The sequence below is a fragment of the Paenibacillus sp. CMAA1364 genome (assembly GCF_054373195.1).
In genome coordinates this window covers 82,219-108,193 of the sequence record NZ_JBITNB010000006.1, presented here as the reverse complement: position 1 = coordinate 108,193, position 25,975 = coordinate 82,219, and the positions used below count along the sequence as shown (strand labels likewise).

General features: G+C 39.6%; 21 protein-coding genes and 2 pseudogenes. 3 read left to right on the top strand and 20 right to left on the bottom strand.

Annotated elements, in window-relative coordinates:
• Nucleotides 1-55 precede the first annotated feature (55 nt).
• The 3 genes from ACH8E3_RS06635 to ACH8E3_RS06625 are packed head-to-tail and all read right to left on the bottom strand — an operon-like array spanning nucleotide 56 to nucleotide 2,134.
• Nucleotides 56-664 (bottom strand): flavin reductase family protein, encoded by a 609-nt coding sequence (locus ACH8E3_RS06635; RefSeq protein ID WP_458631829.1) that lies wholly within the window; start codon nucleotides 662-664, stop codon nucleotides 56-58.
• Nucleotides 665-676: 12 nt separating this feature from the next.
• A complete protein-coding gene (locus tag ACH8E3_RS06630) occupies nucleotides 677-1,624 on the bottom strand; it encodes a ring-cleaving dioxygenase (RefSeq protein WP_458631828.1) in 948 nt (315 codons plus the stop codon).
• Nucleotides 1,625-1,678: 54 nt separating this feature from the next.
• Entirely contained in the window at nucleotides 1,679-2,134 is a 456-nt protein-coding gene (locus ACH8E3_RS06625; protein WP_458631827.1) for a MarR family winged helix-turn-helix transcriptional regulator, read from the bottom strand.
• 115 nt (nucleotides 2,135-2,249) lie between these two features.
• Here ACH8E3_RS06625 and ACH8E3_RS06620 point away from each other — a divergent pair, with 115 nt between their 5' ends.
• Nucleotides 2,250-2,966, top strand: a complete 717-nt coding sequence (locus ACH8E3_RS06620) for a 3-ketoacyl-ACP reductase (RefSeq protein WP_458631826.1) — start codon at nucleotides 2,250-2,252, stop codon at nucleotides 2,964-2,966.
• Between the two features lie 83 nt (nucleotides 2,967-3,049).
• Here ACH8E3_RS06620 and ACH8E3_RS06615 read toward each other — a convergent pair whose 3' ends face one another.
• The 11 genes from ACH8E3_RS06615 to ACH8E3_RS06565 all read right to left on the bottom strand — a co-directional run bounded on the left by ACH8E3_RS06615 (nucleotide 3,050) and on the right by ACH8E3_RS06565 (nucleotide 12,723).
• Nucleotides 3,050-3,730 (bottom strand): ABC transporter ATP-binding protein, encoded by a 681-nt coding sequence (locus ACH8E3_RS06615; protein WP_458631825.1) that lies wholly within the window; start codon nucleotides 3,728-3,730, stop codon nucleotides 3,050-3,052.
• Nucleotides 3,711-4,235, bottom strand: coding sequence for a hypothetical protein (locus ACH8E3_RS06610; RefSeq protein WP_458631824.1), 525 nt, complete (start codon nucleotides 4,233-4,235; stop codon nucleotides 3,711-3,713). Before ACH8E3_RS06610 ends, ACH8E3_RS06615 begins: the two co-directional genes overlap by 20 nt.
• Before the next feature lie 14 nt (nucleotides 4,236-4,249).
• A complete protein-coding gene (locus ACH8E3_RS06605) occupies nucleotides 4,250-5,491 on the bottom strand; it encodes an ABC transporter permease (RefSeq protein WP_458631823.1) in 1,242 nt (413 codons plus the stop codon).
• Nucleotides 5,488-6,378: an efflux RND transporter periplasmic adaptor subunit gene (locus tag ACH8E3_RS06600; protein ID WP_458631822.1), complete on the bottom strand. Its 891-nt coding sequence runs from the start codon at nucleotides 6,376-6,378 to the stop codon at nucleotides 5,488-5,490. Before ACH8E3_RS06600 ends, ACH8E3_RS06605 begins: the two co-directional genes overlap by 4 nt.
• Before the next feature lie 160 nt (nucleotides 6,379-6,538).
• A complete protein-coding gene (locus ACH8E3_RS06595; protein WP_458631821.1) occupies nucleotides 6,539-8,011 on the bottom strand; it encodes a sensor histidine kinase in 1,473 nt (490 codons plus the stop codon).
• Nucleotides 7,995-8,687: a response regulator transcription factor gene (locus ACH8E3_RS06590; RefSeq protein ID WP_458631820.1), complete on the bottom strand. Its 693-nt coding sequence runs from the start codon at nucleotides 8,685-8,687 to the stop codon at nucleotides 7,995-7,997. The genes ACH8E3_RS06595 and ACH8E3_RS06590 overlap by 17 nt, the downstream gene beginning before the upstream one ends.
• A gap of 249 nt (nucleotides 8,688-8,936) precedes the next feature.
• Entirely contained in the window at nucleotides 8,937-10,016 is a 1,080-nt protein-coding gene (locus tag ACH8E3_RS06585; protein ID WP_458631866.1) for a sensor histidine kinase, read from the bottom strand.
• Entirely contained in the window at nucleotides 10,009-10,695 is a 687-nt protein-coding gene (locus tag ACH8E3_RS06580; RefSeq protein ID WP_458631819.1) for a response regulator transcription factor, read from the bottom strand. The genes ACH8E3_RS06585 and ACH8E3_RS06580 overlap by 8 nt, the downstream gene beginning before the upstream one ends.
• A gap of 38 nt (nucleotides 10,696-10,733) precedes the next feature.
• A complete protein-coding gene (locus ACH8E3_RS06575) occupies nucleotides 10,734-11,294 on the bottom strand; it encodes a redoxin domain-containing protein (RefSeq protein ID WP_458631818.1) in 561 nt (186 codons plus the stop codon).
• Nucleotides 11,295-11,313: 19 nt separating this feature from the next.
• Entirely contained in the window at nucleotides 11,314-12,072 is a 759-nt protein-coding gene (locus ACH8E3_RS06570) for a cytochrome c biogenesis CcdA family protein (protein WP_458631817.1), read from the bottom strand.
• Nucleotides 12,073-12,723, bottom strand: a complete 651-nt coding sequence (locus ACH8E3_RS06565) for a hypothetical protein (protein WP_458631816.1) — start codon at nucleotides 12,721-12,723, stop codon at nucleotides 12,073-12,075.
• A gap of 176 nt (nucleotides 12,724-12,899) precedes the next feature.
• Between ACH8E3_RS06565 and ACH8E3_RS06560 the strand changes: the two are divergent.
• Nucleotides 12,900-13,055 (top strand): annotated as a pseudogene (locus ACH8E3_RS06560) (MFS transporter); the annotation flags it as partial.
• A 261-nt stretch (nucleotides 13,056-13,316) separates the two neighbouring features.
• On the opposite strand, the gene ACH8E3_RS06555 reads toward ACH8E3_RS06560, so the two are convergent.
• Nucleotides 13,317-14,705: an extracellular solute-binding protein gene (locus ACH8E3_RS06555; RefSeq protein ID WP_458631815.1), complete on the bottom strand. Its 1,389-nt coding sequence runs from the start codon at nucleotides 14,703-14,705 to the stop codon at nucleotides 13,317-13,319.
• Nucleotides 14,706-14,989: 284 nt separating this feature from the next.
• On the opposite strand from ACH8E3_RS06555, the gene ACH8E3_RS06550 reads away from it, so the two are divergent.
• Nucleotides 14,990-21,673, top strand: a complete 6,684-nt coding sequence (locus ACH8E3_RS06550) for an Ig-like domain-containing protein (RefSeq protein ID WP_458631814.1) — start codon at nucleotides 14,990-14,992, stop codon at nucleotides 21,671-21,673.
• A gap of 275 nt (nucleotides 21,674-21,948) precedes the next feature.
• Here ACH8E3_RS06550 and ACH8E3_RS06545 read toward each other — a convergent pair whose 3' ends face one another.
• The 5 genes and pseudogenes from ACH8E3_RS06545 to ACH8E3_RS06525 all read right to left on the bottom strand — a co-directional run bounded on the left by ACH8E3_RS06545 (nucleotide 21,949) and on the right by ACH8E3_RS06525 (nucleotide 25,957).
• Nucleotides 21,949-22,377 (bottom strand): transposase, encoded by a 429-nt coding sequence (locus ACH8E3_RS06545; RefSeq protein WP_458631813.1) that lies wholly within the window; start codon nucleotides 22,375-22,377, stop codon nucleotides 21,949-21,951.
• A gap of 246 nt (nucleotides 22,378-22,623) precedes the next feature.
• Nucleotides 22,624-22,707 (bottom strand): annotated as a pseudogene (locus ACH8E3_RS06540) (hypothetical protein); the annotation flags it as partial.
• Nucleotides 22,708-23,175: 468 nt separating this feature from the next.
• Nucleotides 23,176-24,054, bottom strand: a complete 879-nt coding sequence (locus tag ACH8E3_RS06535) for a DMT family transporter (RefSeq protein ID WP_458631812.1) — start codon at nucleotides 24,052-24,054, stop codon at nucleotides 23,176-23,178.
• A gap of 144 nt (nucleotides 24,055-24,198) precedes the next feature.
• Nucleotides 24,199-25,035, bottom strand: coding sequence for a PIG-L deacetylase family protein (locus ACH8E3_RS06530; RefSeq protein ID WP_458631811.1), 837 nt, complete (start codon nucleotides 25,033-25,035; stop codon nucleotides 24,199-24,201).
• Nucleotides 25,036-25,087: 52 nt separating this feature from the next.
• Nucleotides 25,088-25,957, bottom strand: coding sequence for a carbohydrate ABC transporter permease (locus ACH8E3_RS06525; protein WP_458631810.1), 870 nt, complete (start codon nucleotides 25,955-25,957; stop codon nucleotides 25,088-25,090).
• Nucleotides 25,958-25,975: the final 18 nt, after the last annotated feature.

Below are 25,975 nucleotides of genomic sequence, written 5' to 3'. Positions count from 1 at the left end.
TCCTTATAGACTCAATCTGCTAATGTAACAAATTACTATCTTTGCTCACCTAAAGTTATTTAGGTCTTTCCATAGAGAAAATCTCTCCAATCTTCGCATAATCGTCTCCTGCTAACCTACTGATCGCGCCAAGACTTCTAGGATCAATTTTTCCATTATTGTAAATCTCACTTTCAACATAATATTGCACTACTCTTCCAATAAGGAGATCAGATCCTGGAGTATCTTTGTCGCCTAACTCTAATGCATGTTCTAGTACACATTCCATCCGAATCTTTGCTTCTTTAATTCCTGGTACTGACACTTTCAAACTTTGAACCGGCGTTAATCCTGCTAACTGAACTTCACTTTGATTGGATGGTAAACTAGCTGCTGTTGTATTGATTTGTTCAACATTTAGTTCATCAACAATGTGAACCACAAATTCCTTCAATTTCATGATGTTTTTAGCAGTATCCTTTTGTCTTCCTCCAGATCGTTGTATCGATAAGGAAAGCAATGGTGGATTAGAAGATACGATATTAAAATAACTAAAAGGTGCTCCATTTAAGGTGTCATCTTCTGACAAACTAGTCACAAATGCAATTGGTCTTGGAATAATACTCCCAATTAAAAGTTTGTAATTCTCTCTTTCTGTAATAGACTGCGGATCAATAGAAATCATCCAATCACTCCTTTATAAAGATTCATCTAACACTCTCACCTTGATTGGGGTTAATCTACGTTCTAACTGCTCTCTATATTGTTCATACTGAACTGGCAACATTAACTGTTCCCCCATGGATTCAGCTGATTCATCGTGAGCAAAACCAGGCGGATCCGTTGCTATTTCAAATAATATTTCGCCATGTTCTCTAAAGTAAATGGCATTAAAGTAATTTCTGTCTTGTACAGGTGTAACATCATACCCATGTGCTGCAACATGCTTTTGCCACTCCAACTGATCATTGTCATCCAACGCTCTCCACGCAATATGATGAACCGTCCCTACGCCCATATGTCCTCTACCACTAGTCGTTAATTTCAAATCAATGATATTTCCGATATCACTAGAGGAACGAAAACGTACATAGTCTCCTTCTTCTCCAATTCTTTGAAGTCCCAATACATTTTCTAATAATATAGCCGTTTCTTCTGGTTGTTTGGATAAAAGGGTTGCTCCACCAAAACCTTTAATGGCATGATCAGGGGTTATGTCCCCGAATTCCCAATTGTTTTTCTCTGATTCATCTCTTTCAACAATTTCCAAATGAAGCCCATGAGGATCCTCAAATCGTAAGCATTCTTCTCCAAAGCGAGTCATCTTTGTAAAAGATACATTAAATGTTGCTAATCTTTCCTCCCAGAATGTCATTGCTCCTTTGGGAACAACATAAGAAGTAGCTCCTACTTGACCATCTCCAATGACTCCTTGACGTGCACCTTCCCAAGGGAAAAATGTTATGATAGTCCCTGGTTTACCACCCTCATCACCAAAATATAGATGATAAGTACCCGGATCATCGAAGTTAACCGTCTTTTTCACTAAACGCAAACCAAGTACACCTGCATAGAAATCCACGTTTTCTTGAGGATGACCTACCATGGCTGTAATGTGATGAATTCCACTTGTTTTTTTTATCATTTAAACACACTCCTAATTCGTATATTACTAATCCGAGACATTATGCCAAAAAAACTATATGCTTTGTGCATGGAAACCTAATTTTTTTAACTGTTTAATTAGTTCTTCTTTTTCTTTTATATCTAGCCCACCAAAAATTTCCTTTATAGCTTTTCTATGCTTAGGAAAGACTTCATTCATCAGTTCTGTTCCTTCGTTTGTTATTGTAGCATGGGTTACACGTCGATCTTTCGGACAAGGCTTTCTCTTGATTAAGTTTTTCTTTTCTAACTTATCTACAACATAGGTGATACTACTACTCGCAATCAACACTTTTTCACCGATTTTTTGTATCGGCTGGTCGCCTTTACTATAGACTAATTCTAAAACAGCAAACTCAGTTGGATTTAATCCTAAACATTTTATGTCTTCTTCCACACGTGCTTTAATTGATTGTAATGCTCGAGTCAAAACAATAAATGCCTTCAAAGACAAATCCTCTTCGTATATGTCTATATTGTTGTAATCCATAACTATCTCCTTTTTATCTCGAATTCGAGATAATTATATTGTATTGATATGAATGTGTCAACTATTTGGTATACTACAATAGTAAATAGAGATGGATAAAAGGAGTGTTTCACATATGCAAATTATTGCAGGTAAAAATGCGATCATTACAGGCGCAGGTAGAGGAATTGGTCGTGCAACAGCGATTGCCTTCGCACAAGAGGGTATACATGTCGGATTAATCGGTAAAACATTAGCAAATCTAGAACTCGTTGCTGAGGAAATTCGTCAATATGGTGTCAACGTATCACTAGCTACTGCCGATGTATCGGACAATGAATCCGTCATGGCAGCAGTCAAGCATGTAAGAAATGAGCTTGGTCCCATCGATATTCTTATTAATAATGCAGGTGTTGGACAATTTGGAAAATTCCTTGATCTTTCCGTCGAAGAGTTCAAGAATATTATCGACGTCAACTTAATGGGCCTCTACTATGTGACAAGAGCTGTTCTACCAGAAATGATCGAGAGACAATCTGGAGAAATTATCAATATCTCCTCCACCGCTGGTCAAAAAGGTGCGCCACTTACCAGTGCATACAGTGCTTCTAAATTCGGAGTTCTTGGATTAACGGAATCTCTTATGCTGGAAGTGCGTAAACATAATATCCGTGTGACGGCATTAACTCCTAGCACAGTTGCTACCGATTTGGCAATCAAAGAAAACCTTACAGATGGTAACCCTGAGAAAGTGTTACAACCAGAAGATCTTGCTGAAATGATGGTTGCTCAGTTGAAACTCCATCCACGTGTTCTCCTTAAATCTGCTGGACTGTGGTCAACGAATCCTTAATAGAAAATTGCCTGCGCCCCAAAATACACCTTAGCGAAAATAGGGTTCACATCCCTAATTCTCTAAGGTGTATTCATTGTGCATCAGGTAGCTAAGATAACTTTTCCATCTTCTACATAAATCACTCTATTTGCTCTGGCTGCAATACTTTCATCATGGGTGATCATTACGATGGTTTTGCCTTCATCGTTCAATTCCTGAAAAAAAGAAAGAACCTCTTTGCTTGTTTTTTGATCAAGGGCACCTGTAGGTTCATCTGCTAGTATGAGAGGACACTTGCCAACCAATGCCCGAGCAATGGCAACACGTTGCTGTTGGCCACCCGAAAGCTCGTTGGGCCGGTAGTGTATCCTATCTCCAAGCCCTACTCTTTCTAATGTTTCTTTAGCTATTTGCTGAGCTTTTTTGTAACTATCTCCACGCAGAAGAAGAGGTAGGGCGACATTATATAAGGCTGTGTATTTTGTAATAAGGTTAAACTTCTGAAAAACAAAGCCGATTTTTTCGTTTCTAATTTTTGCATAGTTTTTTTCCGACTGCTCGGCTATGTTTACGCCATCCAAAATATAATCCCCACTGTCAATAGTATCAATCAGACCGATTAGATTCATCAGCGTAGTTTTACCTGAACCGGAAGGGCCCAAGATGGCTACGAATTCACCAGCTTCCACCGAGATAGATATTCCGTTTAGAACATTGACTTCATGTCCATCTTTACCATAGGACTTCATGATCTTTTGCATATTAATTACCTGATTTCCCACCAGCTCCACCACCTGTTCCTGTTCTTGGCTTTTGCACTTTGATTTTCTTAATTGTTTCTCCATCGTCCTGATAAAAAATGGATAAATCACTACCAACAGTTAATTCATTCAGACTGATTTCATTTTCAACCATGCCATTTTCTCCCCTACTCATGACAACAATAGGTATTCCAACAGGAATGATGATCGACTTCTCCTCACCTGTATATTTTTTTTGTCTCTTATCACCTGTTGCACCTGCACCACCGCCCATTACTCGACCCTGTTGAAGAAGTTCTGGGATTTCTGTCACTTTAATCTCCACTTCATTCCCAATCACTTCTTTTATTTCTCCATACAGGTCAATTTCTTCAATAATTCCTTCTCCTCTTTGCTGTTCCTGAATCTTTGTATTTGTTTGCGTTGGGGTTGCTTGATCTACAACATCTTCGCTGACTGAACATCCTACTAAGGTCAACGTTAATAGTAACGCTGATGTAACATTTATGAATGGTTTCATTGTCATTGTTATCATTCCAATCAATCATAATTTAGCGCTTCAATTGGTTGTAGCTTTGAAGCTTTCGCAGCCGGATAATAACCAAAGAAAATACCAGTGATAGCTGAAAAACCTAGCCCAAGGATAGCTCCTTCAAAAGAAGCAACGTATTGGATCTCTGTAAATGAGAGTAGCCAGGGCGCTAACATACTGAGCAGTAATCCTAGGAAACCTCCGCACACACTTATAAAGAATGCTTCCAATAAGAACTCCATAAGAATTACTTTTCTAGCAGCCCCTATACTTTTGAGAATGCCAATCTCTCTAGTCCGCTCTTTAACAGCTACCATTAGAACGTTCATAATTCCAATTCCGCTGACTACCATGACAATTGCTGCCACGGCAATCAGTAAAGCTGACATCGTAGTAGAAGTGTCCTGAGCTGAAGCAAGTGTACTTCCTGCATCAACGACAGTGTAAGATTCAGAATCACCTGTTGCCTCTCCAATATATTCTCTAATTTCTGCCATGGCTGGTTCGATACTATGAATGTCATTGGCTAACGCAATATAAGTCACCGTTGCCGTGCCACCTCCTCGTACACCTCCTTTTCCAGAAGTATATTTCAGAGCGACTTCATAAGGAATAAATGCCATATCATCTGCAGAGGAACTTGCCGCCCCACCACCTGGGCCACTACTGATTCCTCCTGCTCCCCCAATTCGCTCTAGCACACCTTTAACCGTGAAGCTTGTTCCTTTTAATAGAACTTTTTGCCCTACAGCATTATTTACATCGTCTCCAAATAATAGATTGGCAATATTGTACCCAAGCACAACTACCTTGTTCCTTAGCAGTCCCTCTTCATCTGTAAACAACTCACCGTTGCTAGGTGTCAGATTGGTAATGTCAGCATACGCCTCATTGATGCCTTGAATATTTATCGACTCCGCTGTCGTTCCATAAGCAACTTCGGAAGAAGTACGTGTACTCACCCCTACACTTTTAACATGCGAAAGTACTTCCGACATTTGTAATGCATCTTCTTTGGTCAGCGTCTTGGAACTTGTACTACCCGCTCCTCTGGCTTTGGAAATTGTAATACTTTCTACAGACAGACGTTTATACTGTTCGGCTACCGCTTCCTCGCTCGCTTTACCAATTCCTACTACCATGATAATTGTAAAGGTTCCCATAATAATTCCAAGAGAAGTTAGGAAGACCCTTACTTTATTATGAGTTACACTCAGTAAGACCGAACGTAACTGTTCCACTATCTTCATTTAACGACACCACCGATAATAATCGTCTCTCCCTCTTTCAACCCTTCCATGACCTCTGTATTCACTCCGTTTGACAGTCCTCCAGCTACAAGTCTTTTCTCTATCTCTCCCTCGGAGGATTTAACATTCACATATTGCTTTCCATCATCGATGAAAATCGCTTTATTAGGCACCATCAGCACATCTTTCTTTTCTTTCTTCAGGTAAGTTAGAAACGTTGTCATCCCCTCTTTAATAGCAGGATTCGTTTCGGTAAGTTTACCAACCACTTCATAAGTTACAATTCCTGAACTGTCGATATTCGGAAGTTCACTAACACGGATTACTTCAGCAGCAACATTTTCCAGAGATAAAGGGTCAATTGTCAGTCTCATTTGTTGTCCTAGCTCTATCCCAGAAATGTCCGACTCCGTAATGTTTGATTTCACATAGATGACTGAAGGATCCATTAATATGACGGATGCGTTAGAAGACGTACTGGAACCAGAAGATGACTGCGTTTCTGTTTTGCTTCCTGTCACCATCTCACCAACCTTAAAATTGATATCCAATACCTTTCCCTCAATAGGTGCTTTAATATAGACTTTGTCCGAATTAGTAAGCGCAACATCTGCACTTTCAAGCTCAGCAATGATTTCCCCAGTACTTACTGTCTGCCCTTCTTCAACATGAATCTCTTTTACAGTACCCGACATCTCGAAATTTAGATTCGTCAATGAACGGCTTATTCTTCCATCAGCAGGCAACCCCACCTCCAAATTCCCTAGCTGTACCTTTTGCTCCTTTGTCTTCATAGGTGTTATCTCTACTTCCTCGAAACACCCTGTCAATAAAACCGCCATTAACGAACCTGTCAGAATAAATCCCATAGCTTTTCTTCTCACCATACACTCTTCCTTTCACTTTTTACTTTCTTTAGTTTAGAGGGGACATGTGATGGTTATGTGATGTGTAACTTAAATGACATGGTTATTGGATCAAAAAAAAAGCCTAATCTCTATAAAAAAGGAGAAATTAGACTTCTTAAGTAATACAAGAACCACTGTTTCATTCTTTACTTAAAATAAACCAAAATGACGGACCATCCGCATCGTTTGTCACCCCATATTGTCCACCATGAGCGCTAATAATCGCCTGGACAATAAATAGCCCTAGACCTGATCCGCCATATTCACGAGTTCTTGCCTGATCTATCTTGTAAAAACTTTCCCAAATCCTCTCAGTTTGATCTTGTGCAATCATTTTACCTGAATTAAAGATACTAACTATCACTTGTTGCTCCATCTCTTTGCCATGCACTATAATTTCTCTTTTTAAATCGACATGATTTAATGCATTCGTGAGATAATTCGTTAGTGCCTGTTCCACTCTTTCAGGATCTGCCATGATCATACAATCGCCTTCATAAGAAACGGTTAGTTTAATTTCCTTATCTGCAAAAACAAACTTATACTTTTCAAGTGTTTTGTCAATTAGCAAAGATATATCAAAGGCTTGCCGATTCATTTGTTTATAGCCAGCCTCCACTTGGGAAAGGTCAAGTAAGCTTAAAACAAGTTTATTCATTTTCTGAGTTTCATCCATGATCACATCACAATATAGATCTTTTTCTTTTTCATTAATATTTACTTTTAGACCTTCTGCATAACCACCTATAATCGAGATCGGTGTTTTGAGTTCGTGTGAGATGTTGGCAATAAGTTCTTTTCTTGACTGATCTATTTTTTCTTGTAGCATTATGTCCTTCTTAAGTTGCGTATTCGCTACAGCAAGTTGGCTAAGAGTCTTATCTAATTTCTCAGAAAGGAAGTTGATATTGCGCGAAAGGTCTCCAATTTCATCGGTAGATTGTACTTCCATCCTCTGTGTGAAATCGAGATTAGCAATTGCCTCTGTTACTATTCCTAACTTGACAATTGGTTTCGAGATACTTCGGGAGACATAGTAAATGACTACTATACCAATGGCAGCGACAAATAAGGATACATAAAGAATAAAGTCACTGGCTGCCTTAACGCTATCTTTCATCGCATCCACAGATGTACTAATGACTGTATATGCTTGTGTCCCATCAGGGAGTCTGATTGGAGCATAAAGACTGAGATATTCTATATTTGTCTTTCTATCGGTTCTAGTTACAATCGAAGGACTGTTTGAAAATCTGTCTATGTCATCCTTGAATAATTCCTCTTCATGGGGAAAAATATACTTTGGAGGCAGATCATTATTGCGATACTGTTTTCTCACAAAAGCCGGACGAAAGATAGTCGCATAATCATTATCCACTAGTACCATAATAATATTTTTATTTTCTTGAAGTACGGCAAGTTCCTCTTCAAAATCCAGGTCCTTCGAGATGATTTCCTCGGCTTGAGTTAAACTTTCTTTTAATAACTTCTTTTTTGATGAAAGGTAGAAATCTTCTAATAAGAAACTGCTAAATAATTGAGTCGTGACTACAAATAGAAAGATGATAGATCCAAGGATAAGAAATAGCTTAACCCTAATTGATATCTTCACGCTTGCACCTCATTCGATATCCTATGCCTCGTACCGTTTCTATATAAGAACCATAGTCGCCTAACTTAAACCGTAGTTGTTTCACATGTGTATCCACTGTACGTAAATCACCAATATAATCGTAATTCCAAACAGCATTAAGAATGTGATCCCTCGATAATGCGATTGTTTCATTTTTAGAAAAATACACGAGTAAATCAAACTCTTTTGGAGTAAGCTCGACATATTTATCATCCATATAAAGAGAACGTTCAGCCAAATGAATAGAAATATTCCCTATTCTCATCACTGCTTGGCCTAATCCTCCCTTGGATTTCAGAAGGTTCTCTACTCTTGCAACAAGGATACTTGGAGAAAATGGTTTGCTCACATAATCATTCGCTCCAAGCCTGAATCCCGTTAACTGATCAGCTTCTTCTGTACGAGCTGTTAGCATGATAACTGGTTTGTCTGAAATTTTTTTAACCTCTTTCAAAACTTCCCAACCATCCATTTCTGGCATCATAACGTCTAGAATAAGCATATCAATTTCTTGGCCTCTCGCTAGAAACAAATCTAAGGCTTGCTTGCCATTCTCAGCACTGACAACATTAAATCCTGCATTTACAAGAAAGTCTGAAACCAGCTTCATCATTCTTTTTTCATCATCAGCCAACAGTATAAGTGGCCTTTTCATTACATAGCACATCCAAACTAAGTTTATTATAATATATACCAATTGAATGTGATGATTCTGTGATGGTTGTCAATTAGTCCATTATTTCAATCACTCTCAATTACTAACTATCTTGAAATCTAGAGATATCTGACCTCTTTGATATCAGTGGACCTTTTGAATAAATGCGTTACTCTGTCTTACCATAGGGTACTTAAACATATTTATATTAACGAATAACATTCTTGCAAGATACAAATGTGGATTTTGTCACCTCGGTAACAAAATCCACAATGTATTACTGTTAATTGCAGTTTCAATTCCTATTGCACCTTGATGTTGACGCTCCACAATTTCCTTAGATATCGCAAGCCCTAATCCTGAACCACCATTCATACGGTTACGAGAAGATTCTAGTCGATAGAATCGTCTAAATACTTTTTCTCTTTCTTTGGCTGGGATAGGTTTACTAGGTCCTGTAATAGAAATATAATAATCCCTTTCTTGTTTTTTTCCAGTTAATATTATTGGCCCATTACCTTCATAGTAGCGGATGGCATTATCGATCAAGTTAGAGATCACCTGTTGTATTCCTTCAATGTGAATCGTTAGATTGCATGATTCGACTTCTAATTGTATTGAAACATTCTTCTGCTCCCATGCTCTTTCGAACATCGCTACACTTTGAATCAGTAAATCTTTTATCTCATGTGGTTCCTTTTTAACAATGGATTGGGCAGATATATAGTCCCATTCTTTCAATTGTTCGATTTGCTCAACTAATTTTGACAATCTTCTTGATTCCTGATAAAGAGATGCAAATAATAGTTGATCACCTATTATATCTCCATCCTTTAACGCTTGCAGATAACCTTCTAAATTCGATAAGGGTGTTCTTATTTCATGAGATAAGTCAGTCACGAGCTTTTCTCTTTGCTGTTCATTCGTTTGCAATTGTGAGATAAGGCCATTGTACTGTATAACTAATTGACCGATTTCATCGCGTTTGTAGACTTCCACTGGTTCAGGATAAATCCCAAGCTTCAGTTGTTCAGTAGATTGAATCAAGCTTCGGATTGGCTTGATAAGATGTTTAATCAAATAGAAATGAAGGACACTTCCAACAACGGCTGCCATGGTCATAAAAATCCATAAGTATTCTAAGAGTGTGCTATTAAATTGTTGCTGTCGTTGTGCATCTAATGCTCCTGCTCCTGCCACTAGAAAACAAGCTGTATTATAAACAGCCCAACTACTGATAGCAATTGCCGCTACAATAACTAGGATATTTATAAACGTCAAACGCCAAAGAAATCCAGAAGGCATGAGATATGTTAAATATTTATTCATTCGCAACAAATTTATACCCCATTCCTCGGACAGTTTGAATGCGCTTTGGTTTCGAAGGGATATCTTCAACCTTCTCCCGTAATTTCTTTATATGCGCATCGATCGTTCGATCCATGACGGTATTCTCCAGATTGGGGTAAATCTCCATGATGAGTTGTTCTCTTGATAAGACCATGTTTGGATTTTTCATGAAGTAATAAAGAAGGTTAAATTCATACTTTGTTAATTCTAATTGTCCACCATAAAGTGAGACTTGCCCTTTTCTTGGCATAATACATAGCCCTTGGCGTACAATCTTCTGACAAAACTGATCAGTACGGCGTAGTACAGCCTCCACTTGTGCAATAAGTTCATTTGGATCAAATGGTTTGGTCATGTACGCATCGGCACCTAAATTCAATCCGGATATTTTATCATACACTCTTGCTTTAGCTGATAGCATAACAACCGAAACTTCATGTTGCTCTTGCTCACGAATCCATGTGTAAAATTGTTCGCCGGTTAATATAGGTAGCATTAAATCCAATATGATTAAACAGGGTAGATATTCAAGGAAAACGGCCTTAGCCTCTTCTCCATTACTTGCTTCTACAGCTTCATAGCCATTTTTCCTCAAATATATAAGAATAAGCTCTCGCATCATTTTGTCATCTTCAACGACCATAATGGTTTGTTTCATAATAATCACCTCATTATTAGTCTACATGACAATATGAGTTATTTCATCATTTCAAACTCTTGTACCATCATGTCATAATTTATCGCACCTCTAAATCTAGAATGGATGCGGCCGCTTGAATTAATCATAAGCGTGGTTGGATAGGCAATGATTTCGTAGTGCTGTGACACAGCCGATTGTTCATCTAATGGAATTGTAAAGGTGAGTCCAAATTCATCTGCAAATTTTTGAACATCGTCCGGATTGGATTCTGTTTCAAGTAAATTTACAGCCACAATGGCCACATCCTTTTTCTCATAAAACTTTTGCATATCAGGCATTTCTGAACGACATGGTGGACACCATGATCCCCAAAAGTTAAGCATAACGGGTTGACCCCTGTAGTCTGACAACCTTACCACTTTTCCATCTAATGTCGTAAGTTCGAAATCAGGAGCAATGTCACCTTCATTAATCCCTATCTGATCACTTTCATCCATTGTATCGGATATGGTATTATCGTTACCTTGAACGAGCGATTTATCAGTTGAAGAAACGAACTCGTATACTGCCCAACCGAGCATTCCCACTACGATCACAATAAGTATTGCCTTTTTCATTGAATTATACCTCCATTTATTATCCTAATTGCTCGAACCATGTACCTTGTACTAAATTAAGTAGAAATGCGGTGATGCGTGGCATTTGACCGGTAAACAGAACCAAACCCATAATAATCATAATAACAGCACCTATTTTCATAATCACTTGACTATGACGGACAATCCATTTCGTCGACCCTAGGAAAAAGGTCAACACAAGAAATGGTAGAGAAAAACCAATGACATACATCACGGTATAAAACACGCCTTGCCCTGGGTTACTTGCAGCTAGAAATAAAATAGAGCCAAATATTGGTCCAATACACGGTGTCCATCCAGCAGCAAATCCCATGCCGACGAAAAATGTTCCTAAATAACCAACGGGCTTGCTCGAATACTGGAACCGTTTCTCTTTCATTAACGCAGTAATATTAATCCAACCCCCAACGAAAAGCCCCATAAATATAATGAACACTCCTGCTATACGTTGGATCAGCAAACCTGAATCACCTATTAATAATTGCTGAATCCATTGTCCCAAAAATGAAGCACCGACACCTATACTAATAAATACTAGCGAAACCCCTGATAAAAAGAATAAAGAATGACTCAACAACTTCTTGCGTATTGTAAAATCTTGATTTCCTTGCAGCTCTTTCACACTCACACCTGTAATATACGATAAGAATGCTGGGAAGATTGGCAGTACACAAGGTGATAAAAAAGATAGCGCTCCTGCTCCAATTGCCAGAAACATCCCAACAATTAACATTGTATCTGTCTCAATTCCACCCACTTACGCCACCTTCTTTCTTTGATTAAATATAATTAATATTAAATAAGTAACTAAAAATAAAATTAAAAACCAAGGTCTCATTGTATAACCAAATACCATGGCAACAGGCATAATCAAGGACAATGCTAATGTCCCCACACTCCAACCCAACAATATGATTATAATTAAATTATGTGTTACTATGCGATCACGGATAAGTAGAAACACGATGAAAAGTAGAGCCAATAAAGTCATATAACCGATTGAATACGTATCTTTATCCCACACAATTCGAATGAATTCATATACTAATGAGGCGACTAGAAACACTTGCATAAATGCATTCGAAAATAAAAGAACATCAACTTGTTGTCGTTTAGCCTTATAAGCAATGGCTACTGTACTAAAAAGTACAGCAAGATAAAAAGCTAATGCATTGCTTGGATAGGCTAATACGACCAGTGGGTCTTTTACGAATACAGAAAACTTCAAAATAATTTTACTAATCCAAATAAAGATAACGAAATTAATGAGTTGAGATGTTATTTCATTAACATGCTGTTTCTTTTGTGCCGCTGATTCATTACTATCTAGTAGATAAAATGCTAGAGTTCCCACAATCACACTTATGATGATCTTAATGATTGGTGCTAATACACTAACTATTCCCATAAACATCCCTCCGTCAACAATACAATATGTCTTTTTCTTCTTCCAAGTTTATTACCTTTATATATTAATGAAGATAGGTTTGCCATTCTAGAATATTCCAAAGCTCATAGTACTATAATTGTGTGAAAATTTGATGAAAGCTTGAATTGAATTTTTTGAAGTTGATATGGTTAGAACTTGTAATTATGTTTGCGCCCGCTATAGGATCAACATTATCTGGTGTTATTGTTGAATATTTAGGATGGCGTTATTTATTTCTACTCGTTATACCGTTCTCGTTATTTTCGATTGGCTTTGTTTATAAATTTTTAATCCATGTAACAGAAGTAACTTATTTCATTTCTTTTGCGATGTCCAGAAACGTATAATGAAGGGGTATTACCTACCAATTTGGCATTCACAAAAAAACCTAATGGCATATGGTCAACGAATCCTTGACAAAAGGTCACTTTCATATTTTTTTATTCTGGACAACAGAAATACAGAGCATTTCTTATCACAAAGAAATGCTCTGTATTTTATTATTACAAAGTATTCATAAGACTATCGACATAAAGATGACTATGCAACCAAGTCTGTTTGTCGATCGTTATCTACACAGTTACGGTCTCCTCAATTAATCTTTCAATACGTTGGCATGCTGTCTCCAAATCCTCTAGACCAGACCAATAATACTTTAATTCTTGTCTAATCTTCTCTAACTCATCGAACGAAATATTAACGTCCGATAATTGTCGGTACGTTGGGATGATATCGCGGAACATTCCGTAATGGGATGGTCGCTTTTGCTTCTCTTCTCCTTTCCATTCTGCTATAGATTTGACGCTTGGAATACTCAAAGTGTTCTCACGAATATGCAGTTGGGCACTCTCAGACAATAAGTAATTAGTGAATAGATTAGCTGCTTTCTTCTGCTTACTTTTTGAACATATAGCTATACCTATGCCCAACAGTAGTGTTCTTGATTTATTGTCATAAGGAAGTGGAGCTATATCATAATCAAAAGCCGCATCACGCACAGAGTTTAGACTAAAGTAACTGGTTATAATCATAGATGCCTTCTGCTCTAGAAAGAACTTCTCTATGTCCTTATCCTGCCATGCAAACATAGAATTCTGATTGGCAAGAAGGTCAAAGCTAGTTCGAATACATGTCTTAAATAGTCTCTTTGAATAGCTCAGTTGTCCATACGAATTACGTTCAAATTGAAAGTCATTCTGTAATAGAAATAGAGGCCACCGATTGGCTGAGAACAACTGATAGAGAAGCCCAAACCGTTTTTTTTGTTCAGCAAGTTTCTTGGCAACTTCAAGCGTATAATCCCAAGTCCAGTTGCTATCAGGCTCTGGAAGATGGCATTCCTTCAGATGATCCCGATTATAACAAAGAACAATGGGCGAAAAAACAAAGGGTTGCGCATACAAGAACCCATTGCTCGTGAAGGATTTGAATAAAAAGGGATATACATTACTTAGTGGTTTCTGTTCAACTAGTAAGTCAACACTTCCATGGTCATTAATGAACAACTCGAAATTATGCTGATTAATCGTCACTACATCGAGTTCGCCATTCTCTACCATATCTTTTACGGAAGGTGTACTTTGACGATCCGTAATCGGAATTGCTTGTAAATGAATCGTTGGGTACGTTTGATGAAATTTCTGTAACAACATTTCAAGGTTTACTTCATTCATGAGCGATGGGTAGTATCCAAATTTCAAGTTAATGACGTTTCTATCATCTAAGCCTACTACGCGGGACCCTACTCTAGGTATTTTCTGAATAAGTCCCTCTTCAACTAATAAGTTTAGCGCATTGCGTACGGGATGCTTGCTCAATTTAAATTGCTCAATTAATGATGACTCCGAAGGTAAATAATCACCATCCACATATTTTCCTGTTAATATATCTTCGCGTAAAGTTGTGATCATTTGATCCAAACGAAAACGAAATGTATTACGACCAATTTTTGTGTTTGCCAAGGTAAGCTCCTCTATTCTCCATTCATTCATAATCATTCCATATTCAAAATCATGATGTCATTATAATTGAAAATTGTGAAAAAGTCACAATATAATACTATTTACAATGACAGTTGACAACGCTTACATTATAGCATAGAATCCCAGTAAGAACTAGATAACAACCAGTATTGACTGTTTAATTGGAGGGAGGGTATGTTTTGGGTTGTTTATATCAATCATCTCGCAGTGTGTCTTAATAATTGGTTCTTATCAGGTTGCTATAATAAAATTGGAGGGTGATCATGATTCGTTTATTATTTGTTCGAAGGAATTACGTTAAAAGAGTCTGTTCCTTTTTACTTGTCCTAGTGTTGTTATCGTCTTGCATTGCACCCTTACGGGTAACAGCAGCACCCGTACCTCAAGCAGCTGTAAATCTGGTTACACACAGCTCCTTTGAAGAAGTATCTTCTATACCCACATCGATTTGGAAATTATACTTGCCTGCATCCAATCCTATTCAAGCATCCATCCATACCTCTGATGCGAAGAGCGGTACGAATGCGCTAAAGATCACCCTTGATACTTTGGGCAAATCTGGTTCCGTGTATCAAAATATTCCTGTTATAGGTGATCAAACATATAAAATCTCATTTTGGATGAAATCCGACTATTCAGAAGGTACCCGCGCAAGCTTCTATACAAGAGATACAGCAAGCGCTAAAAATATGACTGCCGTTGCGATGGGACGTTTATCTGCTTCGGAAATAGATCAGTGGATTTATGTGGAAGACACTGTAACAACCCCAATAAATACAGCAACTCTTGTTATAGGGGCAGTTCCAGAATATAACAATGGCGTAGGAACGACATTGTACGATGACTTCAAGGTAGAAGCATGGATTCCAGTAACTGCAATTTCCTTAGACCAAACAAATGTTGCTATGGAGCCTCATCAGACGGTGCAGTTGCAACCAACTGTTACGCCTGTTAACGCTAGTAACCCAACACTTACATGGAGTAGCTCCAATCCAACTGTTGCGAGTGTGGATCAGAGTGGTCAAGTGACTGGTTTACAGTCAGGATCAACCATCGTTACCGCCACCTCTTCTGATGGCGTGTCAGCAACTACTTCTATTCAAGTGACAGAGAATAACTCACCAACACCAACTGTCAATCTTGTAACGTACGGTTCTTTCGAAGAAATCTCATCTATACCAACAGCGAATTGGAAGTTATACTCTCCACCTCCCCATTCTGTTCAAGTATCCATAAATACTTCCGATGCAAAGGAAGGCACTCATTCGCTAGGAATCACGCTTGATGCTTTAGGGCAATCTGGATCTGTATATCAAAATATCCCTGTTACAAGCGAACAAAAGTATAAAATTTCGTTTTGGATGAAATCAAACTATGTAGAAGGTTCCCGTGCGGGCCTATATACAAAGAATACAGCAGGCACAAAAAATATGACTTCTATATCCATGGGACGATTATCACCTGCGGAAGTAGACCAGTGGATTTATGTAGAGGAATCTATGACGACTCCTCCCGATACAGGTACTCTTGTTATTGAAGCCGTTCCGGAATATAACAAAGGCATAGGAACGACATTATATGATGACTTCAAAGTGGAAGCATGGATTCCAGTAACTACAATCATCCTTGATCAAACAAATGTTACTGTGAATCCTCTTCAGACGGTTCAGCTACAAGCAACGATTACTCCGCTTAACGCTAGTAACCAAACACTTGTATGGAGTAGCTCCAATTCAGCAGTTGCAACTGTCGATCAGAGTGGTCAGGTGACTGCCTTGCAATCAGGCACAACCACCATCACCGCCACCTCTTCTGATGGTGTGTCGGCAACTAGCCAAATCGCCGTTGATGGTACATCTGTCCCTGTAACGGGCGTGGACTTCTATCCAACAAAACATATTTTGGCTGTAGGAGATTCATTGGCTATCACACCTATTGTTCTACCATCTAATGCGTCGAATCAAGATATGATCTGGCTATCTTCTAATCCCCTAGTGGCTACTGTTATTAATGGTCAAGTGACAGCTGTTGGAAAGGGTCATACGACCATATCTGCGACTTCGGTTGACGGGGATATAGAATCTCTTGTAGACGTTTCTGTTAGCAACCTCATTAAGGATGGCACAATCGAAACATCACAAGATTTACAAGGTAAATGGCGAAGTTATGATGGAGGCGCAGCACAGAAATTTGAAGCTTCTGTTGATTCAACGGTAGCTCGTTCCGGCCAAAAATCACTTAGAGTCTATAATAATGTCGGTGGATCAGGAAGTGTGTACCAAAGCATCCCCTTAACTGGCGGCAAAAACTATCGATTAAGCGCTTGGCTAAAATCAGCTTTGCAAACAGCATCTGGTGATCGTATAACTTACTATTTCAAAAATGCCATTGGCACCAAAATTTCTAGCACAACGTATCTTTCATTACCTGTGGAAGAAGATCCATATGGATGGAGATATATCGAAAAGTCAGATATCTTAGCACCTAGTAGTGCGACTTCGATGACACTTGCCGTCTATCCAAATTCAGGATCTTCTGTAACTTGGTATGACGATCTGGCACTTGAAGAATGGAATGCTGTATCGTCAATCGTAATCGACCATAATAATGTCGTCCTCTCTCCCAATGAAGAGTTGCAATTGTCAGCTACAGTACTCCCTAATAACGCTTCTAATCAGACAGTACAGTGGATGACCTCTGATGCAGCTGTTGCTAGTGTAGACCAGACAGGTAAAGTGACAGCTCATACGAATGGGATGGTATTTATTACAGCGATGTCAGGCGAAAGAGGCATTCATGCTATCACTTATATACAGGTAGGCCAGGCAATCAACCTAACTGCCATCGATCAGACTGTTGTAACCCCCTTTGGTAAAGAAATTAGCGGCATTGTAAATGCCACTAACTCGAATGCGCAACCGCTTATTTACAGCAAACTGGCAGAAGCTAGTCACGGAACAGTAACGGTACTTCCAAACGGACAATGGACGTATACACCTGAAGTTGGCTTCGAAGGGACGGATACATTTCGAGTAGCTGTTGCTGATAATGCAACCAACTTCACTAGCTCAAAGGTAACGGTTACTGTTGTATCTATGAACAATATGCTGTTGCCATTTGAGAATCAGCATCCGCGCTTGTATTTGGATGATTCCAAAATCACATCGTTACAATCATCTGTCTCTGCACAAGGTATGCATAAGGACCTATGGACAGATTTGATTGCAAGGGCTGACTCCAATCTCTTTAACAATACGAACTATCGGGCGCCTGATGCTTCAGGTAGCCAAAATTGGATGAGGGATATAGGAAATCAAACCGTTGATTTTGCTTTTACTTATCTACTAAGCAATGATCCTAAATATTTAGTAGCTGCGAAGAAGTTTGCGCTTGCTTCATCAAGTTATCCAACTTGGGGTGCCGGTGAGCTTGCGAATGCAGATCTTCCAGCAGGACATCAGCTGTTCAGCTTGGGTGTCACATACGATTGGTTGTATGACGAACTGAGCCCCGCTGAGAAGAAAAGTATTCGAGATGCCATTATTGCTCGCGGAAGTGAAATGTATGCGAAGGCAATAGGTAATGAGTACAATAACAATATCGTAAAGGCTTACTGGGAAGAGTCCTATTTACACAATCATTTGTGGGTAAATCTAGGAGGTCTAACAGCTGCCGCACTTGCTGTTTATGATTATGATCAAGAAACAAGAGATATTGTTCTACCTTGGCTGAAATTAGCTTATGAGAAATTTGACAAAACACATCAAGTACTTGCTGATGATGGCGCTAGTCCGGAAGGATTCTCATACTGGCAATATGGTATGGAATGGCTCATTAAATATGGCATGCTGTCGGATACATTCTTTGGAGTGGATACGCTTCAGAACGAATGGTACAAACAAGGATCTACCTTCGCATCTTATATGATGATGCCCGAAGACAATTGGGTTGATGGAGTACATCATCTAAATCTAGCCGACGATCCCGGGGTAAGTTGGTATGGTCCGAACTACTTACTGCACGTATTAGCAGCTAAGCATCAAGACGGAGTAGCACAGTGGCTTGGCAATAAAGTATTTGAGAAAGATATAGGAACCAGAGCTTCTAGCTGGTTAGGTGTACTATATTTCGATCCAACGGTGATTGAAGTTCCAAGAAGTACTCTTCCAACCGCACATCGTTTCAATGATATGGAAATTGCAATTGCACGTTCGGATTGGTCGAAGACCAGTTCCATGGTAGCTTATAAAAACGGTCCTTACCTTGGTCACAATGAAATGCTACTCAATACAGGTGCTATCGAGAACTGGGGTTCAGGTCATGTACATCCAGATGCGAACCATTTCATGGTGTATAGCAATGGAGAATATCTTCTTCGGGATGATGGTTATGCAGACAAAATTACAGCGAACCATAATACACTCATTATGAATGGCCATGGGCAGATGGGTGAAGGTTCTAGATGGTTCCAAATGTTTGATCCTCATGCGGCTAAGGCAACCCCCTCCATCAGCGCAGAGATCAACACGGAAGAGTTCGACTACTGGTCTGGTGACGGAGCAGAAGCATACAATCTTGAGGTAACTGGATTAGAGAAATTCAGACGTCATATGATATTTATTAAGCCTTCGACATTAATTGTTGTCGACGATATTGCTGCAGATCGAACTAGCCAGATGGCTTTGCAGTTCTTCCCAGAAAGCGAGAATATTATGCCTGTAGGAACAAATGGCGATTCATATTTGGCAATCAGCAATCATAATTTAATGAAATTCCAATCTCTCACACCATCCGCTGCTGATGTACGAATGGAAGCTGTACCTTATCGACATGATGACTCCAGTGCAACCACACGCAAAGCATTCAGAGTTATCGGTGAGAATAAGACCAATTTACAAAATGCAGTAGCCTTTACTTGGTCCAACAAACAGGGATCTCCAGAAACGGTCCAGTCATCCCGTGTTGGTAACCTGTGGACCTTCGAAGTTGGTGGAAAAGCAGTACAATTGGATATGACCAGCCATACGGTAACAAGCGTCTCCCCTTCTGGCTCAGGTCAATCCTCTGCATCAACAGAACTGCTTGCCATTTCAATGAATGGTCAACCTTTGGAGAACTATAATCCGACAGTCTTGAACTATCAATTAGAGAAACAAGACAAAAATCCTAACACCGTAATCGAGGTTATTAAAGCTTCATCGACCGCGATAGCTAATATTGACTACAGTGGTAGCGTTCCGGGAATTGCCACGATTACCGTTTCGGATGAGGGTCTGCCTAATCGACAGTACACTATTCATATTTCCAAAGGGTTATTGCTTCCTGTCGTCTCAGCACAAAGCAATGGTACGACAGGATTTGATCCTAATCTGGCCTTCGATGATGATATGACAACGATCTGGTCAGCTAAGAAGGATCCTGTTGCGATTACGGATAACCCCGATGGATACGCTTGGCTTATTGCGGATCTAGGTAAAACAGAGGAGATTAACAAAACAGCCATTGCTTGGTATCTAGGTCATCAACGAGTATTCAATTTCGATGTTGAAGTTTCCGAAGATGGTCTCACGTGGACTAACGTTGGGGCATGGAGCAGTAATGGCCTCACAGATGATTATGAACAATTTAATTTCGATACAATCCTTGCACGCTATGTAAAGGTATGGACCAAGAGCAATTCTACAGGTGGTGCATTTAACAGCATTAAAGAAATGAATATTTACAGCACTGGAAATGCATCTGTTCCTGAAGAGGAAGAACCTAATGTAGATCCACCTGTTGTTAATCCACCGAATGTAGACCCACCTGTTGTGGGATCACCTGATAATTCAACGGGTCATACGCTTCCTGTGGATAGTGATAAAGACTCTAAGCCGACTATGGTGAATGGTTTCGCTGAGGTTACGATGAATGACAATACTTCTATATCACTTCGACATTTAGTAGACTTGAATAAGTCAGATCCGAATGCTGTGATTCGAATTGTTGGAACGCATGGAACAATGACATTCCCTATCGCCGCCATTAATTTCAAACAGTACGCTGAGGATGCCAAGCTTCATGCCACGATCGTACCTGTAAAAGAACCTTTAGTTACCCAGGCTGAAATGTTGGGCATGCAGTGGTTGAATCAACCTGTTAATGTTACATTAACCATACAGACAGGAAGTAAACTTCATGATGTATCCAATTTACAAAAGGCTGTGACATTTAGTTTTAATCCAGCCAAAGAAATGGATCATCAAAACGCAGTTGTCGTGTGGCTGAATGAAGACACAGGTGAAGTATTCCCTATTCTATTCAAAAAGAATAAACAAGGTAACCCAATGACATTGTCGTTTTCTATCCACAAATCTGGTAGTTATGGTGTCATTATCAGAAACAAATCACCATTAGATGCCCTTAAACATTGGGCAAAGAAAGATCTAGCTATGATTAGTAACAAACTGATATTAGTTGGAAAATTGGAAGAGAATATTAAGCCTAATCGCTTAGTAACTAGGGCAGAATTGGCCGAAATGATGTCACGATTGCTTGGTATGGCAGGCATGCCGAATCCTAATCCAAGTCCATTCAAAGATATAGCTGATGGGTATTACGCAAATGCGATCCATCAACTGTACGCTAACCAATTAATGAATGGGTTCACTGACAATACATTCCGTTCAGATGAAGGAATGACAAGAGAACAAATGGCACTATTTATTGCTAGAGTAACCGCATTCGCTGGCAAACCGTTGTCTGATTCGAATGACAAGCCATTATACAAAAGATATCAAGACCATGCTAACGTTGCTGGTTGGGCATCTAGTGCCGTCTCAGATGTCATCTATTATGGTCTCATGGTTGGGACTGCTCGTAACGAGTGGAAGCCGAAAGAGAATCTGACTTTAGCGGAAGGCGCAGTCATTCTCAATAGATTATTAGACTATCTAGATTTGAAATAGGCTTAATGTAATTCACATGCTATACGTAATTCATGAAAGGGGCTGTCCCATAAGTAGATCTTCTACGAGCGTAGACAGACGCTATTCATTCTCAAAACAGTAAAATCAATAGAGCAGCGATTCTCCGGTTATTGGAGGATCGCTGCTCTGCGTTTTTGATCATTTGCGACTTGATTTAGTAGATTATGAGCAAGTGAAAGCCAACCGATCTCATGCGTCACTTTTTGCATGCCGCGAAGCAGAAATCTTCGGAATTCCCGGTTGTTTTTCAATTGTCAAAATACACTTTCCGGCTCAATCATTCGACGTACGGCCAAGGCGTAACCTTCCTCGCTTCTCAGAATTTCCCGAGCCTGATTCTGATACCGCAGTCGTTCCAAACTGACAACTACTTCCCGATTTCCTACTGCCTTCGTGCAGCGTTCCTTTAGCGGATAGCCCTCGCAGTTTTGACTTCGGTAATGACGTTTTTGAATTTCATATCCACTAGGTTGAGTTTCTTTGCTCTTCTCTTTGTGATAACTTCCGTATTTCACTACGGCTTGAATTTCTTCCTTTTCCAGATATGCGTAGTTTTCTTCGCTGCCATATCCTGCATCTGCAATGACCGTTCGTGGGAGTTTGCCAAGCATCTGTCTTGCTTTTTCCATATGCGGCTTTAAGCAGCGAGTATTGGTAGGTCTTGGGTGTAGACTGTAGGCCAAAATAAACTGATTTTGGGTCCCAATCTATACATTGAAACCTGGTTTGAGTTGACCATTTCGCATGTGGTCTTCTTTCATCCGCATGAAGGTTGCATCCGGATGGGTCTTGCTGAATCTGTTCCGATTACCCAGCAGCGATTGGTAATGTTCGAGGGAAACATATTTTTCGTCAGCTAGAAATTGAAGGACGGCCGTAAATACCGTTTCGAGCACATCCCGCATCCTTTCGCAACGGAAACGATTGATGGTGCGAAAGTCTGGACGTTGTCGTCCAGCCAGCCATATAAACGGAATTTTTTCTCGGATGGATTTTGCAATTTGAAGGGGCATAGATTCGCTGAGTATAGGCGTATAGGATGACTTTGGTAAGCATTTTAGGGTGGTAGCTGTCACGGGATAAGCTGCGTCAAAGATGGTCCATGGTATATTGAATGTACAAAGAAATCGCTCCTTTGGAATGGTTGTTGGTACTTCCATTTTACCAAAAAGAGCGCAGAGGACGGAACGATTTAGTAAAAGCAATAGCGGTCGCCTAGGTCTGCGAATTCCAACCGCTGAGCGGTTCTAATCCAGAAATTTGGAGACCACAGCGATTGGAGAAATGTTACGTTCGCGGAGCGTCCTCTCAGATACCTTATTTTCGAGTGTCCAGACTATGGGGTACCCATGTATAAGATGCCATCCCCTTCTTTACTTACTTTGTATGTGTACTTAAGATCGGCACTACTCAATAGATACGAAATTGATTTTTTCTCATATAGGACTATTAGAGCATCTTTACTCCATGCGTATATCACTTTAATCGCCAACTGACCTCTTCTGTAGTGTTACCCACACCACACCGCCGATAATCAGACATGAGCCTGCAAGTTGTACCCCAGTAATGGGCTTATGCAGAAGAATAAATCCTGTAATCATCGCGATAAAAGGTTCCAAATTCGATAATATCGAAGCTTTGGAAGCATTTATGTTTCGTATGTGTACATTCCACACTAAATTACAGATGCCATGTACTGCAATGGCTGAACATATTAACAGAAGCCATGAGCTATAGGAGGATGATGATGCCAAACGAATCGGCTGATCAACCATAAAAGCAACGGGTATTGAGACTAATAGACCCACGACATTGGAATACAATGTGGTCTGTAGTGGAGGAAGCCGGTCCGCAAGTTTTCGAGTTAATACAATCATGATGGCGAATGTCAGCATCGTCAAGAAGATCCACATAAGCCCCCAAGAAAAAGCAATCTTCCCTCCTCCACCAATCACCCAATAGATACCAATCATGGCTATGAATGAACCTCCGATCGCCCGAAGCGTCACTCGTTCCTTCAGAAAGATCGCTGCCAACAATCCTGTCGCAATGGGTGTGGTAGCCAAGATGAGGGCTGCGATAGTCGAATCTACCGTTCGCAATCCCATGAAGAAAGTCCATTGATTCAAGAACACTCCTACGCAACCAAGCAGAACCAAGTGACGTAGTTCTCGCCAAGCTAATGGAATAAAGGATTGTCTACTCACCAAGCCGATGAGAGATAACATCAATACGATACATATTAATCGAAGCATCGTTAATATAGATGGCGAGAAGGATTGTAGTAATATTTTGCCGAGAACAAAGTTACTTCCCCAGACCGTGACACATATAATTAACCACATATATGAATGCTTCATGCTTGAACCTCCAATCTTTCGATACCAATTCAATCAAATTAACCTTCTACCTTCTCCTCAAAAAAGAAAAATGGAATTCCCTTGAAGAGAATTCCACCTTCACATTTCATTCCCAAACGTTAAACCAATGCTGCCTTGAAGCCATTATTTATTTATGCTCGATAACATCGGGAACAAGACTTTCATTTCATCACCATCTGGTCTCCTGCCATAATTAGCAATTTCGAACGGCTCTGCATAATGAACTTTTTCCGCATGTTCTTGTCCGAAATGTTTCTCAAGTGTTGGAAGCATTTCATCCGACACGCTTAGGAATTCATCCCAATACTTTAGGATAAATTCTCGCTTACCTTCCCATGTATCCGGCACTTCATGTAAGAATCCGCGTTGCCAAGGTGCAAACTCATAGAATTGTGAAGCATGAGCATCACAAGCGAGTAATTTCTTCTCAATTACACTATCTGCATCAATGACAATATCCGGCTTATAGATTGTCCGTGCAGCATAGTCCGGCATTAATAAGAATACCGGTGATTTCGTTAAACTCGGAACATCTGGCACTGCGTTTGGCACATTGGCTACAAAATCTGCTGCATCTCGAACCACTTTTCCTGCATTACGGTTATCAACATGACCTGGACCATCAGGATGGAAGGTAATCACGATATCCGCTTCCCACCCACGAATTTGGCCTATCACTTCTTTGCGTACTTCAGGAGTCGGCATTAATTCTCCATCTGGAATGGGTAGCACCACGTATTCCATAACTCCCAGACGTCTCGCTGCTTCGTAGGCTTCTTGCGTACGACGTTCTATTAATTTCCGCCCATTCATCTCATAATGACCGCAACATCCATCCGTTAATGAAACGAACTTCACACGGTGGCCCATTTCTGCGAATAAAGCTGAGATGGCTCCTGCATATATTTCCGGTTCATCTGGATGAGCTGCAATCACAATCACATTTAGAGTTTTTGACATGTTGTTTGTTCCTCCTGTTCATTTCCTATCTTCTTATATAAAATTTTAACAATTATCCTTTAATCGCTCCCGCTGTCAATCCTTTAATAACAGTCTCTTGTGATAACAAATATAACACTAGCAACGGCAGAATTGAGATCGATATTGCTGACATCATAGCGCCATAATTGGTACCATAAGCATTCGAGACCAAGGATAAGAGCACCGAAATTGGCTGCATTTCTCTATTCGGTAGGTAGACTAACGGCAATAATAGTTCATTATAGGACCACAAGAACACCATGATGGATACCGTCGCAAAGACTGGAATTGACAAAGGTACCGTTATCTTATAGAAAATTTTCCATATACTACTTCCATCAATAACAGCCGCTTCCTCTAATTCCGTGGGTAATGATACCATAAATCCTGTCATCATCAAGATAGCAAAGCTTAGATTGCTTGCAATCTGCGGTAATATAACCGACAAATATGTACCATTCAAATGCAAATTTTTGATGATAATAAAGTTCGGGATAATGACCGTGAATTGTGGTAGGAGCATACATACAACAAAGATCATATTCATATATTTCTTTGACTTAAAATCAAACCGAGCCAAAATAAACGATGCCAGTCCGCCAAAGAATGCCACACCTAGCACCACACCACCCGATATAATAAAACTATTCATGAAGCCGCGGATCATATTGATATTACCGTATTCATTCAATTTCAAGAAATTATTAAAATTAAAGCTCGTTGGCAATGCAAATGATTGTGTGAGAATTTCATCGGAAGATTTAAAACTATTTAGGAGAACCCACAATAATGGTAGAATCGTTGTGCAGGCCCAGAGAATTAGTATTACATAGATTACCGTTTTGTTAACGATACCCGAAGATGGTTTTTCACCCGGTAATGCTGTTACGTTTGTCATCATCACAACACCTTCTTTACC